The sequence below is a fragment of the Olivibacter ginsenosidimutans genome (assembly GCF_039542865.1).
In the GTDB taxonomy this organism is placed as follows: Bacteria; Bacteroidota; Bacteroidia; order Sphingobacteriales; family Sphingobacteriaceae; genus Olivibacter; species Olivibacter ginsenosidimutans.
This window is the reverse complement of record NZ_BAABIQ010000044.1, coordinates 244,792-259,068: the sequence shown is the minus strand read 5'-3', so window position 1 is coordinate 259,068 and position 14,277 is coordinate 244,792. Positions and strand designations below refer to the sequence as shown.

Genomic DNA, 14,277 nt, shown 5'->3' with positions numbered 1-14,277 from the left:
TTTATAAAATGATTGTTATTTCAAACAAAAACACCAAAATGGTTGAAATAACAATCAAATTTAGTTGCTAATTTATGAGGGGTATAAAACCAGGCAGTCACTATATGGTTCCATGGTTTGTTTACAATGTCACTGGCACCGATGGATCTTAGGTATTGGGAATCTAAGTAATCTTAATGCTCAGTAATTTGCGCTTAAAAGTTTTATAAATGCTGTTTAAAGAAAAGAATATTCTTATTGATGACCTCTTGCATGGGTATGGGCTGTTCAAGTGGGTTCCAAGGATGTTTACGGCCAAAAACATGATCGGAAGACACCGTAAGCAGTGTAGCTTTCGGATTGGCCGCTGCGAATTGATAAGCAACTTTTACAGGCACTGTTGTATCTTCCGTTCCATGACAAAGTAACCAAGGAATTGGAAGGGTAGCTGCTGCCTTTGGAATATCCAACTGTTTATCATGCAGAAGATAATCTTCATAAAGCTGATAATGAAGAGGCATTTCCTGTCTTGTCCGGCTATTGGTATAGTAAGCTACGCCTGATTGTTTCCATTCCATCATTTTTTCTTTTGACCAACCGCCCCAAGGTGTTTTGCATGCACCGATGGCAGCCCAGGTTACCAATGCCTTTATGCGGCTATCTTCGGCCGTTTTCAAGATACAGATGCCTCCGCCCATGCTGTGGCCAACGAGTCCGATGCGCTCTTTGTCGATGCCATATCGTAAACTATTCGCAGGGTGTTGAACCCAGTCGATTACTAAGCCCAGATCGTACAGCTGTTTGGTATAATTATTCTCACCAAAACCCTCAAGATCTGTAAAGTCTTCCGGTGTATCAGGAGTCGTACCATTATGCGAAAAATTAAATTTAACAAAGGTAAAACCAGATGCCAAAAACTGTTCGGCAATCAAATCAAAATTCCCCCAGTCTTTAAAACCATTAAAACCGTGGGCATAGATAATTACTGGCTGTTGTTCATGGGTCTCATTAAAAAAGATGTCCAAAGCTATTGGTTTGTCGTCGCTACCCTTAATGATCAGATTCTTCACTTTTGCCATAGTACTTCTATTTTGTAAGGTAAAGATACGAAATAGAGAGAAATCGTTGTTGTCATTATTCGGATGCACAACAAAAATTCGTTTTTTAAAAAAGCATTGGAACTCTGTAAAAAGATTTGTCACAATTACCGACAATGGTTATATTGCATCATGCCTATAGCCTGCTTAGATTGTCGGAACGTTACAGATTAACTTCTTACCGGCTTCGCGTTTCTCTCGTACAAGTTGTGGGATTACCTGGTACAAAAGTTGCATCTTCTTTGAGGTGAGTCCAGGGTGAGTCCGGGTTCCATCCGGGTTAAGTCCAGGTTTTTTATGATGAAACCTGGACTTAACCCGGATAAATCCTAGAAGGACTCTATATGGAGGACGGAGTTTGTGCGTGGAAGCTAGGAATCTAAGGTGAAGAAGGATGGTATAAATTTAGACTGGGGACGCTTATGAGAACAAATGTAACGTAATGATGGTAGAACCAAAACAGAAACGGTAATTTTAACCAACTAGTATGTTATTAAAGTTTTTTTATATATTCGAATATATTTTAAGCCAGATTATGCATTGCCGTTAGGCTGAAATAACCTAATCTTCATGAGTAGAAAAAGAGATAGCGTATTGTTGCAGCGTTTTATTTCGGGTGACGATTCGGCTTTTGCCGAGCTATACGACACCTATTGGGAACGGCTCTTCGTATATGCTGTACGCATTTTGGGTGATGAAGAAGATGCGGAAGATGCTGTACAGGATGCCTTCGTCTCCTTTTGGAAATATCGGAAGTCGGCAGAAAATGTTGAACATCTACATAGCTACTTGTTCACTATCGTTCGCAATAATACGGTTAAGCTCATTCGACGGAATATAGCGCGTCGAAATTACCTGAGTGCTATGCAATCTTTTTTCGACGAGCTGGTAGGCGGGCCAGATGAAATGTACATCGCAAAAGGATTAGAGCAGTTTTTTGAGGCAGAAATTGAAAAATTGCCAAACAAAATGCGCGAGATATTTCTACTGAGCCGCAAAGAGCAATTGAGTCATAAGCAGATTGCCGAAAAGCTTGGTATATCGCATGAAACGGTCAAGAAGCAGATTTATAATTCCCTCAAGGTACTGCGTGAGCAATTAAACAACGATCAATATAGCGCCCTATTGCTCTTGACGATTGTCTGGCTATGCTGCGGATAATTTTTGACTAAAAAATCATTTTCATCTACCACCATTTCCATTTTTGCTTCTCCTATAAGAAACACCGATATAAACGCGCATTATAAATCATATGATCGATGACCGAGGAGGAACTTAAAAGCTTATTAGAACGTTATGCCAATGAACAGTGCACAGCCGATGAAAAAAGGCTGGTAGAAGCATGGCTAAACCATTTGGAGGGACAATCCGACTGGTCCTGGCGTGATGAACAGCACCTTCAATTAATGAAAGCACGTATTGCGCAAAGAATCGAAGAACAAAAAGTTCCAGTAAAGAAAATAAAGCGAATCAAGAGGTATTATCAGCTGTTGGCGATAGCGGCCAGTTTTTTATTGATTGGCTCCGGAATTGTCTTGTGGAAGCATTACGAAGAGAAACCCCTGGTGGCAGACCATGTGATCGCCTTGCCCGATCAAATAGGCGGCGCACAATTACGCATGTCTAACGGAACGGTGATTAACCTTACGGATCTGAAAGAGGGAAGCTTCAACCAACAGGGTGTTGCAACTATAAAAAAAGAAAAAGGCAATAGTCTGGTTTATGCAGTTCAAGACCAGACGAAGGAGATTCCCTTAGCTGACCAATGGAATACACTACGGATACCAGCTGGTACAACCTATCAGCTAACGTTGCCGGACGGGAGCAAGGTATGGCTGAATGCTTGCTCAGAACTCACCTTTCCAACCGTTTTTGGGAAAGAAAGTCGTAACGTGAGATTGAAGGGCGAAGCTTATTTTGAGGTGGCGTCCCAAGCGAGGCAACCTTTTGTGGTGGAAGCAAATGGGAGTACCGTATCGGTGTTGGGCACTGCATTTAATATTTCGGCGTATTCGGATGAACCTCAAGTATTGACGACATTGACAGGGGGTTCAGTAGCAGTATCCTTAGGGGAGCACCGTTTGGTGTTAACACCAGGAGAACAGGCAAAAGCAGATATCAGTAATCGTCAGCTCGGAAAAGCTAGGGTAGATCCTGAAGTCTTTTTAGCTTGGAAAGGTGATTATTTTGTTTTTGATGATCTGGATATTCAATCGATTATGCATCAAGTTTCGCGCTGGTACAATACCGAAGTGGTTTTTCAAGGGCTTATTCCAACCAAAAAATTCGGCGGTACCTTTTCGCGCACGAAGCCTATTGAAGAGTTGTTAAGCTACTTGGAAAAATTGGGAAATATGCATTTTAAGCTAGAAAATGATTCTTATTTTAAAAAGGAAAGGAGGATTGTTGTTATGCCTTGACTTCCTAAATAGACCTAAATTCAGCAATAGGAAATAAGCCGTATGCTGTAAGCCATTTGCACGGTTTGCAAATCGATAAATCGGCAGATGCTTAAAGCCTACAGCGTAATGCGGGTTAAATTAAGGGTTACAAAAAAACCGAAAGTGTTCGCTCCACTTCCGGTTATACAGGTTCCGTAACCAACTATTGTAAACCACAGTTCATTAATTATAAAACCTATACGAATGTACAAAAAATATACTGCTAAAGCGGATAGGGGATTTTCTTATCTGTCAAAACCTTTATGGGTTATGAAATACACCGTTTTTCTGACGATGATCTTTTACTTTCAGGTCGAAGCTGCCGTTCGTGCACAGAATGCCAGCCTTTCCGTAGAAAATCTATCTTTAAAAAGTGTCTTTAGAATATTGAAAAAACAAACAGGATATGATTTCTTGTATGCGACAGATGATTTGAATAGTGCTACCCCGGTAACTATTCATATACATAATCGACCCTTAAGAGAAATACTGGATCAGTGTTTAGCAACACAGCCGCTGACCTATACCATGGATAAGGCAACGGTACTTATTGAACGGAAAAAAGAGTTGCCTAAATCAAATCTACAACAAGAAATAAATCTTTCAGGTAAAGTAACCGATCAACAAGGAAATCCTATACCTAATGCTTCGATTTATGTAAGGGAGCACCCGGCTAATGGTGTGAAAACGAATGCCAATGGAACGTTTTCTTTAAGGGTTTTAAAAAACGAAATATTGGTAGTCAGCTCGGTGGGGTTTATTAAAAAGGAAATTGTATTGGAAACACTGAATCTCCAACAGCCCATAAGTGTTGTGTTGGAAAGTCAGGAAGCGGTATTGGATGAAGTGGTAGTCGTGGGTTATGGCACCGTAGCGAAAAAAGATTTAACAGGCGCTATTGCAAGTGTGTCAGGTGATTTGGTCTCGGCACGTAAGACCACACAAGTTTCCCAAGCACTACAAGGGGCAGTGCCAGGAGTTATGGTTACACGTAGCGGCAATGCACCGGGCTCTTCTGCTACAATACGGGTACGGGGAATTACGACCATTACGGACGGAGGCCTCAATCCACTCTATATTCTGGATGGTGTACCAATCGATGATATCAATACCGTAAATCCAAATGATATTGAGAATATCTCGGTACTTAAAGATGCCGCATCAGCCTCTATTTATGGCTCCCGTGCGGCCTCGGGAGTTGTCTTAATAACGACAAAAAGAGCTAAAGATGGGCAAGTGGGCTTGGATTATTCGGTCGAATACGGTTGGGAAAAGGCTACGCAATACCCGGAATATGTGGATGCCATTCGTTATATGCAGCTGAGTAATGAGCTGCGTTGGAATGATAATGGCAATAATGATCAGGAATATCCCATTTATACCAAGGATGTCGTTGACAACTACTGGCAGTTGAACCGGGAAGACCCGGATACCTATCCGGCGACTGATTGGCGTGATTTAATACTAAACGATTATGCACCACGCCAAAGCCACGTGTTGGGTATTTATGGCGCCAATAAGTTTGTCAAAACTCGCGCGTCCATCGTCTATGACAAAAATGATGCTTTTTATGATGAAAGGAGTTATGATCGAATTACCTCGCGAATCAACAATGATTTTACCATCAGCAAATATTTAAAGGCAAGTGTTGATTTGAATTACCGGCGTACTATCATTAAACAAACATTAGATGAACCATTTTATAGAGTGGGTATCACACCACCTATTTATGCAGCCATGTGGTCGGACGGTCGACTTGGTGCTGGAAAGGATGGCGACAATATTTATGCGATCATGCATGATGGAGGCTTTAACCATACTTGGTATAACCAAGTTGGTGGTAAAATTAATGTAGATTTTACACCTATATCCGGGCTAACCTTATCGGGTGTGTTTTCCCCTTTTCTCAATTTTGATAAAAGAAAAAGCTTTAGAAAGAAAATTCCGTATACTCGTTTTAACGAACCGGATCGGATAGCGGGATATATTAATGGATATAATGAAACGAAATTGAGTGAATCTAGAAATGATAGCCATCGCTATACGGTACAGTTCCTGGCGAATTATACCAGGCAGTTTGGCGATCATAACATCAACGCCTTAGCTGGCTACGAATACTTCTATGCCTTTAATGAAAACCTGGGTGCTTCGCGTGGCCAATACTTGTTATCTAATTATCCTTATTTGGATATTGGACCCTTGGACCTTCGCGATAATAGTGGGGATGCCTATGAAAATGCTTACCGTTCTTGGTTCGGACGCGTTATGTATAATTACCAGGATAAATACTTGTTGCAAGCCAATATTCGTTATGATGGTTCTTCCCGCTTTGCACCTGGGTATCGATGGGGATCTTTCCCTTCTGTTTCGGCCGGTTGGGTATTATCGAATGAAAACTTTTTAAAAGATAAATGGAAACCTTTGTCCTTTCTAAAAGTACGAGCATCTTACGGAACGTTGGGCAATGAACGCATCGGTAATTATCCTTATCAAGCGCTGCTAAATTTTGAGAATGCGTCCCTATTCTATCAAGGGAATCAGGTGGTATCCGCACAGTCGGCCGCCCAGTGGCAGTATGTCATTCGTGATATTTCCTGGGAAACAACTTCTTCTTTTGATATTGGACTTGATGTTAATTTCTTTGATAACCGGTTAACTTTTGTGGGCGATTATTATAAGAAAACAACGAAGGATATGCTATTAAAATTAGAAATCCCCGATTATGTAGGCTTTGATAATCCTGACCAAAATACTGGGAAGATGTTTACTAAAGGTTGGGAAGCGCAAATTGGTTGGAACGACCGATTGGGTGATTTTCGTTATAGTGCTTCCTTTAATATATCCGACTTTATTTCGCGGATGGGTGACCTTGGCGGAACGGAATTTCTTGGCAATCAAATCAAAATCCAGGGCAGCGAATATAATGAATGGTATGGCTACCTATCGGATGGTTTATACCAAACACAAGCAGAAGTGGATAATTCAGCCACGCTAAACGCCAACGTAAGGCCGGGCGATATCCGTTACAAAGATGTTAGTGGGCCAGACGGTGTGCCCGATGGTAAAATATCTCCGGAATATGATCGGGTTTTGCTGGGCGGTTCATTACCCCGATATATGTTCGGAGGCAATTTCAACCTAGGTTATAAAAGTTGGGATCTATCCTTTGTTATCCAAGGGGTAGCAAAGCAAAACAGTCGCCTACACCCAGATATCGTACAACCGTTACGTGAAAACTGGGGTAATTTTCCGGCTATATTAGATGGGAACAGCTGGAGCAAATACCAGAGCGATGAGCAAAATCTGCAAGCGAAGTACCCACGCTATTCCAATACTTCTGCGGGAAATAATTATGCCGTATCCGACTACTGGCTGATTAATGGAGGCTATTTCCGATTAAAAAATATAACCGTAGGCTATTCCTTTCCACAACAGTGGATGGAAAAAGTACATCTAAAAGGACTCCGGCTTTATGGAACAGTGAATGATGTCTTTGCTTTCCATCACTTTCCAAAAGGGTGGGATCCGGAAATGAATACCTTCGGTTATCCCATTACTAGAACGTTTTTAATCGGTGCTTCCCTAAACTTTTAATGAAATAGCTATGAGAAACTCTATAAAAAGATATGCTTGGTTTGTGATGGTCCTTCTACTTCTAGGCTCCTGTGGTAAATTAGATATGAACCCCTTGTCTAAAGGATCAAGTGAAACGTGGAATTCGGTGCCAGAAGAGATTGATATGTCCCTAAACGGTCTATATAAGGCGGTCTTTTGGCCAGTAGATCAGGATGATTGGACAGACGACTGGATGTACCGCGAAGACTTAACACCAGTGACTAATGCTACCGTTAATGGACAGTCGGGCTGGGTAGGCGACTGGTGGAAAAATGCCTATAAGTGTATTGCACGGGCTAATGACGTGATCGCCAGCGTAGATCGTGCGGCAGATGTACTGTCACAGGAGCAGCGCGACCGTTATGTGGCTGAGGCACGTTTTGTACGTGCTTCCCAGTATGCGCTATTATTAGCGCGTTACCGTAATATTGTCTATACCGAAACCATGGTGGAAATTGATGAAGCCTTAACGGCCGAACAGGCGGATCCGGAAATGGTGCTGCAGAAAATCTATGCGGATTATGATTTCGCTGCCGCAAATCTGAAAACCGAATACAGCGCTAATGAGCTTAAACGTGCGACGGCAGGTGCGGCTTTAGCCATGAAGGCACGCATTGCTCTTCAAATGAGCGATTGGGAAGTGGCGAAGGAAGCCGCAAAGGCTTGTATGGATTTGGGTATCTATAAATTACATTCGGATTTTGCTGGCCTTTTCCTGTCTAAAACAAAAAATTCTGTAGAAACTATTTTTGGATTTCCCCGCTCCATCGAACTTAATGTTACAAAAGGCGATTGTCAGAACTATGTGTCCCGGAATGCCGGTGGATGGGCCGCCAAGGTTCCCTCTTGGGATTTGTTTTGTGCTTTTTTATGTACCGATGGCTTGCCAATCGATAAATCACCGTTGTTTAATCCGCATAAACCGTTTGAAAACCGTGATCCACGGTGTACAAAGACTATTGTGGAGTTTCAGACACCACTTTTGGGCTTTATGTACCAACCCCATCCAGATAGTTTACAGGTGTTGAATGTCAATACCGGTAAGAAGGTTAACAATAATGATACGCGTTCTGTAGCACAATATGCATCGTATAATGGCTTATTATGGAAAAAGGGAGTTGACGATGATTGGCTGAAAAATTCCTGGAAAATAGAGCCCGACCAGATTATCATTCGTTATGCAGATGTGTTGTTAATGTACGCAGAAGCCAAGATTGAATTAGGAGCATTAGATGAGTCGGTAACCGATGCCATCAATCAAGTTCGTGCACGGGCCTATGGGGTGGAACCAGCTAATGTAGCGGCTTATCCAGCGGTACAACTCGGTTCGCAAAGCGATATGCGCCGGATTGTACGGACAGAACGCCGGATGGAATTTGCGTTAGAAGGCATTCGTTATATGGATATTATCCGTTGGAACCTCGCTGAAAAGGTGCTGAACAAACCGAATTATGGTTTATTGGATGTAGCCGATTTACGTAAAAAAGTGATTGAACCCAAGCTATGGTTTTTTCCGCAAGCGCCAACTATCGATGAAGATGGTGTAGCGGATTTCTCTATCATGGCTAGCGCCGGATTGATTAAACAAATAACGATACGTAAATTTGATGCTTCACGACAGTACTTGTGGCCAATTCCTACTACGGAAATCTTGACGAACAGTAATTTGAAACAAAACCCGAATTATTAAGCGAAATAAATTTTGATGATGCAACGATTTAAGAAAATCAGTTTAATAGCCCTTTGTTTACAGGCAAGTGCATGTGCAGTACAGGAGCTTAAGGAGCCTAAACAAATTAGTGGCATCTATCCACATTTGGCCATGTATAATAAGGAAGGGGAATGCGGTACAGGCGCTGTGGTACCTTGGCAGGATCGCCTATGGGTGATTACCTATGGCCCGCACTTGCCCTTTGGGTCGTCAGACAAATTATACGAAATTACAAACGATCTGGAACGGACTATCCGAACCGAAAGCATTGGAGGGACACCTGCCAACCGAATGATACATCGAGAAAGTCAGCAGTTGTTTATTGGTCCTTATGTGATTGATTCGACAAGGAACGTACGGGTAATCCCGTACAAAACCATGCCCGGCCGTATGACGGGCAATGCGCGACATTTGACCGATCCAGCACATAAAATTTACTATGGTACGATGGAAGAAGGTTTTTATGAGGTAGGGGTTGATTCCTTGGATGTAAAAACCTTGTACGTAGATGGTAATGTCACGAGAAAACCCGGAGAGATGGTTCAGGAAGCATCTTTACTACCGGGAGCACATGGGAAGGGACTCTATTCCGGGCAGGGTGTATTGGTCTATTCCAACAATGGTGAAGCAACGAAGGAAGCCCTGACTAAATTTGATGTAAAAGCAGGGGCTTTATCGGAGTGGGACGGTAAAAATTGGAAGCTGGTTCGTAGAAACCAGTTTACGGAAGTTACCGGTCCGGGCGGCATCTATGGTAATGAACATCCGGAGTCAGATCCGATATGGACCAACGGGTGGGATCATAAATCGTTGCTATTGGGCGTTCGGTCGGCTGGTAAATGGTCTTTTTTCCGATTGCCAAAAGCGAGTCATAGTTATGACGGAGCGCATGGTTGGAATACCGAATGGCCTAGAATACGGAATGTGGGTACGGAAGCACAACCTGATTACCTCATGACGATGCACGGCATGTTCTGGCATTTCCCAAAAGGATTTACTAGTGGGCATACAGCGGGTATACGCCCCCGTTCTGCCTATCTTAAGGTTATCGGCGATTTTGCCCGTTGGAATGATCGCTTGGTTTTTGGTTGTGATGATTCGGCACAGAAGGAATTTTTGAACAAACGTAAACAAAAAGGATCTATTGAAGGCCCCGGGCAATCGAATTCAAACCTCTGGTTTACTTCCATAGATCAACCCGATAAGTTAGGGCCAGCAACTGCCGATGGAGCCGTTTGGCAACATGACACGGTGCAAGCGGGACAGACTTCTGACCCTTTTCTGTTTGCCGGATGGCCACTACGTTCCTGCTGGTTAACTAACGAAGGGAAGACACCAACTACGTTCTCCCTTGAGATCGATAGGCAGGGTGATGGGCAGTGGACAAGCTTCAAAACCATACCGGTTTCGCCCGGAGAGACGGTGAATCTTTCCTTTGATCAACAAGAAAGCGGGGAATGGATTCGGGTTAAAACGACTCAGCAAACACTAGCTAGTGTTCATTTTACCTATGGACAGCACGATGAACGGAAGGGAGAACCTGATGCCATTTTTCGGGGACTTGCACAAGCATCAAGCTTTAACGGTGGACTGCTCTATGGCCTAGGGAATGATCGAAAGGCGCTAGGTGTTTTGGCACAGTCTTATGAGGATGGTCAGGCAGCAGCGACAAGCGCTTATTATGAGCTTAATGAACAATTGCAGTTGATACCCAAAACGGATGATTCTACGGCAACTTTTATCGCCAAGCGCTTTGCCATTCCAAAAAATGTGTTATCGACAGACGCTTCGTCAGTATTGATAACAGATGATAAAGGAAGACGCTGGAGGTTGCCCTTAGGGGATAGCTCCTTAACCGCACTAAATAATAAGGGAGCTTTACGTGTCTGTAGGGAGGTAGCAACCGAAAGAGATTTATTCAATTGTCAAGGTACCTTTTATGAGTTACCTGCCGAGAATGCGGATGGTTTTGCGAAGATTAGACCGGTAAGTTCTCATCCCTTTAAAATCAATGATTATGCTTCGTATCGTGGTATGCTGGTGATGACCGGTATCGACCCGAAGGTATTAGCGAAGAATAAAAACGAGCATATTGTGGTATCTGCAGATAACAAGGCCGCCGTGTGGTTGGGTGCGATTGATGATTTGTGGAAAATGGGGAAACCAAAAGGGGAGGGTGGCCCGTGGATGAATACACTAGTCCACCGCAATGTTCCTTCAGACCCTTACTTAATCGGTTTTTATGATAAACGAAAATTAACTTTGTCGCATCAAGCGGCAGCAAAAGTAACTGTAACGATTGAAGTTGACCCGGGAGGGGAAGGAAATTGGATGAAATACAAGTCGGTTGACGTTCAAAAAGGTGAAACTTTTGAGTTTGATTTTCCAGCTTCTTTTCAAGCGAGGTGGATTCGTTTTAAAACAGACACGGATTGTACAGCGACAGCATGGCTTTCTTACTCTTAGCTTTTTTTATTATACTTAGGCAATGATTGGTAAGCGTTTATATGTAATAATGATCCTCATCGGGATTTCTGTTGCCCACCTCAGTGCCCAGCAACGGGAGGAGACGTTTACTATTGCCGGTACTGGAGCAGATGGTACGGATAAGCTGGTACTGCAATACGATAGCAGTGGTTTTCCTTCGGTTTTTTTTCAGGATATTTTTACGCCGGTTTGCTTGGATAATGTTTGCAAACCGGTTCGTATTAAGCTCTTTTGGGATCTGTTGGGAAATTATATCCAATACGAAGTGCCTCTTGATGAACCTTTAACCAAGTTGGATCATCAGGAGTTTACACCAGCAGACTATGAAAAACTGCAACAAATCCTCGCAAATGATGAGTCCTTACTAAAGCAGCTTAAGATGGAAGAGTTGATGGACTCAACCACCCAAAGGCTTTCCGATTCGGTGGATGCGGTTACGGGCGCAACGAAGAATACGGTGAAAGGGGAAGTGATTGAGGGGGCTTTATATACCTGCTATACGTTATGGCATTTAGTTCATGGTCAGGTGGTAGACGAAATACATCAGGTTATGCAGACGAAACTGGATGAGCAAATGCTCCATCGCTTCTTGAAAAGTACTAACTTCCATTATGTGCATTTCGCCTTAGATGAGGTTATGGATAAGCAGGGTATGGTGCAGAAAGGCTTTTTGCCGGATGTGTTGGCAGTGCTGGAAAGCAACCACATATTTGCCGCTCGTCGAGTAGCACAAGAAATTAATCTTCGCTATTTTACGGCGGGATCGGAGCAAGAAAAGCTTTGGGTGATATTTACCCGATCAGCTTATAGCCAACAGGTCGTTTTGTTGCGGCGAATGACTGGACTGACGCTGGATACGCGGCTTGTCGAGGAGATTGCCAATTATTTACCCAAGTTAAATCAAGCGCTATTTAAACAAGGGGTGAGCCTTTTAGCACATCAGGAAAATCTGTCGCCACCAATACAGGAAAAACTAATGGCCTATTTAAAATCGACCGATCAACAGAAGGCTCAAGTAGTTTATCAGGCCATGAATGGAAAAAATCAATTAACAGATACGGCTAAGAAACAATTAAATGCTTACCGAAAACAACAAAACCAGTTATGAACAAACAGCTTAAAACAAGTACATTCTTTTTGATGATGCTCTGTTGCTTTACCAGGCTTTTAGGGCAAGATCGGGTTCTGGTAGAGGCAGAATCTTTCCAGCAAAAGGGAGGATGGGTGATCGATCAGCAGTCTTTTCCCGTATTACACTCTTCTTACCTCATGGCCCATGGTATGGGTAGGCCGGTAAAAGATGCCAAGACGTATGTGCGGTTTCCTAAAAAAGGAACATACCAAGTGTGGATACGAACCAAAGATTGGGCACCATTTCCAGTTGGTCCAGGCAAATTTAAAGTACAGGTTGATGGAAAGCCATTAGCGCCAACTTTTGGCGAAAGTGGCGATAGCGCTTGGAAATGGTACAGCGGTGGTGAAGTGAGGGTAGATAAAGATTCGGTGGAACTCGTATTGCAAGATTTAACAGGGTTTAACGGTCGTGTAGACGCCATTCTATTCGATGCTACACCTAAAATAGAACCGCCAAATGAGCTCACAGCATTAGATAAGCTGCGCAATGAGCTGCTTGGCTTGCGTACCAACAGAAAGGAAATGGGAAACTACGATTTGGTAGTTGTTGGTGGTGGCGTGGCGGGAACCTGTGCCGCCATATCCGCTGCGCGACTAGGAATGAAAGTAGCCTTAATACAAGACCGACCGCTGTTAGGGGGCAATAATAGCTCAGAAATACGCGTGCACTTGATGGGCGATCTCGATAAAAGCTATTATCCGAAATTAGGTAGAATTGTGCGGGAGCTGGATAATGGTGATCCTGGAAACGGGAATCCGGATGCTAAAGAATATGGTGATGCCCGAAAATTTGCCATCATCAAGGATGAGAAGAATATTTCTCTTTTTATAAATACCCATGTCTTTGAGGCGGAAGCTGAAAATAATACGATTAAGGCTGTTATCGGGCGGGATATCGAGACCAATCAGGAGAAGCGCTTTACCGGTACCTATTTTGCCGATTGTACGGGCGACGGGACATTGGGCTTTTTGGCTGGCGCTGATTTCCGTATGGGGCGGGAAAGCAAGCAGGAAACAGGCGAATCTTTCGCTCCCGATAAGGCGGATGATTTTACCTTAGGGACATCGAACTTATGGGCCTCCTTACCGGTGGATAGTGCAACGACCTTTCCGGAGACACCTTGGGCACTTCCTTTCTCGGATGAATACCATATTGACGAAGAGAAGTCTGATTGGCAGTGGGAAACGGGTTTTGGCAACTTCAATACCATTACTGAAGCGGAACAGATACGCGATCATAATTTACGGGCGATATATGGCAATTGGTCCTACCTTAAGCACCATAAACCAGAGAAATATGCAAAAAGAGCGTTGGCTTGGGTAGCTTATATCGGTGGAAAACGGGAATCAAGACGCTTGATGGGCGATCATATATTAACACAAATGGATGTTCAGGAGGGTAAAGTCTATCCTGATGCAACGGTTACAGCAACCTGGACAATAGATCTTCATTTTCCGGATAAGAAAAATAGTCTTTATTTTCCTGATGAGGAGTTTTTTGCCGGCACGAAACATGTTCGTGTGGCACCCTATACGATTCCCTATCGGTGTCTCTATTCACGCAATATCCATAACTTATTTATGGCCGGAAGAGATATCAGTACGACGCATGTTGCCTTTGGCAGCACACGGGTTATGCGTACCTGCGGAATGATGGGCGAAGTGGTTGGAATGGCTGCCTTTGTGGCAAAGAAATATCAAACCAGTCCGCGCGGTGTATACCAGAAACATTTGCCGGAATTTATGGGCATGATTAAAGGTGAAGAAGGAGGGGTATCGGTACAACCGAAGTATATGCAGCAATAGGAGGGTT

At 43.3% G+C, this 14,277-nt stretch carries 8 protein-coding genes; 7 read left to right on the top strand and 1 reads right to left on the bottom strand.

Going from position 1 to position 14,277, the window contains the following annotated elements:
• Positions 1-203: 203 nt before the first annotated feature.
• A complete protein-coding gene (locus ABD930_RS20610; RefSeq protein WP_425571149.1) occupies positions 204-1,127 on the bottom strand; it encodes an alpha/beta hydrolase family protein in 924 nt (307 codons plus the stop codon).
• 519 nt (positions 1,128-1,646) lie between these two features.
• Between ABD930_RS20610 and ABD930_RS20605 the strand changes: the two genes are divergently transcribed.
• From ABD930_RS20605 to ABD930_RS20575, 7 genes are all read left to right on the top strand, one after another.
• Positions 1,647-2,237: an RNA polymerase sigma factor gene (locus ABD930_RS20605; RefSeq protein WP_345234942.1), complete on the top strand. Its 591-nt coding sequence runs from the start codon at positions 1,647-1,649 to the stop codon at positions 2,235-2,237.
• A gap of 98 nt (positions 2,238-2,335) precedes the next feature.
• Positions 2,336-3,496, top strand: a complete 1,161-nt coding sequence (locus ABD930_RS20600) for a FecR domain-containing protein (protein ID WP_345234940.1) — start codon at positions 2,336-2,338, stop codon at positions 3,494-3,496.
• Positions 3,497-3,721: 225 nt separating this feature from the next.
• Positions 3,722-7,111: a TonB-dependent receptor gene (locus tag ABD930_RS20595; RefSeq protein ID WP_345234938.1), complete on the top strand. Its 3,390-nt coding sequence runs from the start codon at positions 3,722-3,724 to the stop codon at positions 7,109-7,111.
• Positions 7,112-7,121: 10 nt separating this feature from the next.
• On the top strand, positions 7,122-8,822 hold the full coding sequence (locus ABD930_RS20590; RefSeq protein WP_345234936.1) for a RagB/SusD family nutrient uptake outer membrane protein: 1,701 nt from the start codon (positions 7,122-7,124) through the stop codon (positions 8,820-8,822).
• A 15-nt stretch (positions 8,823-8,837) separates the two neighbouring features.
• Positions 8,838-11,309 carry a hypothetical protein gene (locus tag ABD930_RS20585; RefSeq protein WP_345234934.1) on the top strand — a complete coding sequence of 824 codons (2,472 nt, stop codon included), beginning with the start codon at positions 8,838-8,840 and terminating at the stop codon, positions 11,307-11,309.
• A 49-nt stretch (positions 11,310-11,358) separates the two neighbouring features.
• Positions 11,359-12,438 (top strand): hypothetical protein, encoded by a 1,080-nt coding sequence (locus tag ABD930_RS20580; RefSeq protein WP_345234932.1) that lies wholly within the window; start codon positions 11,359-11,361, stop codon positions 12,436-12,438.
• On the top strand, positions 12,435-14,270 hold the full coding sequence (locus ABD930_RS20575) for an FAD-dependent oxidoreductase (protein WP_345234930.1): 1,836 nt from the start codon (positions 12,435-12,437) through the stop codon (positions 14,268-14,270). Before ABD930_RS20580 ends, ABD930_RS20575 begins: the two co-directional genes overlap by 4 nt.
• The last annotated feature ends 7 nt before the right edge of the window (positions 14,271-14,277 follow it).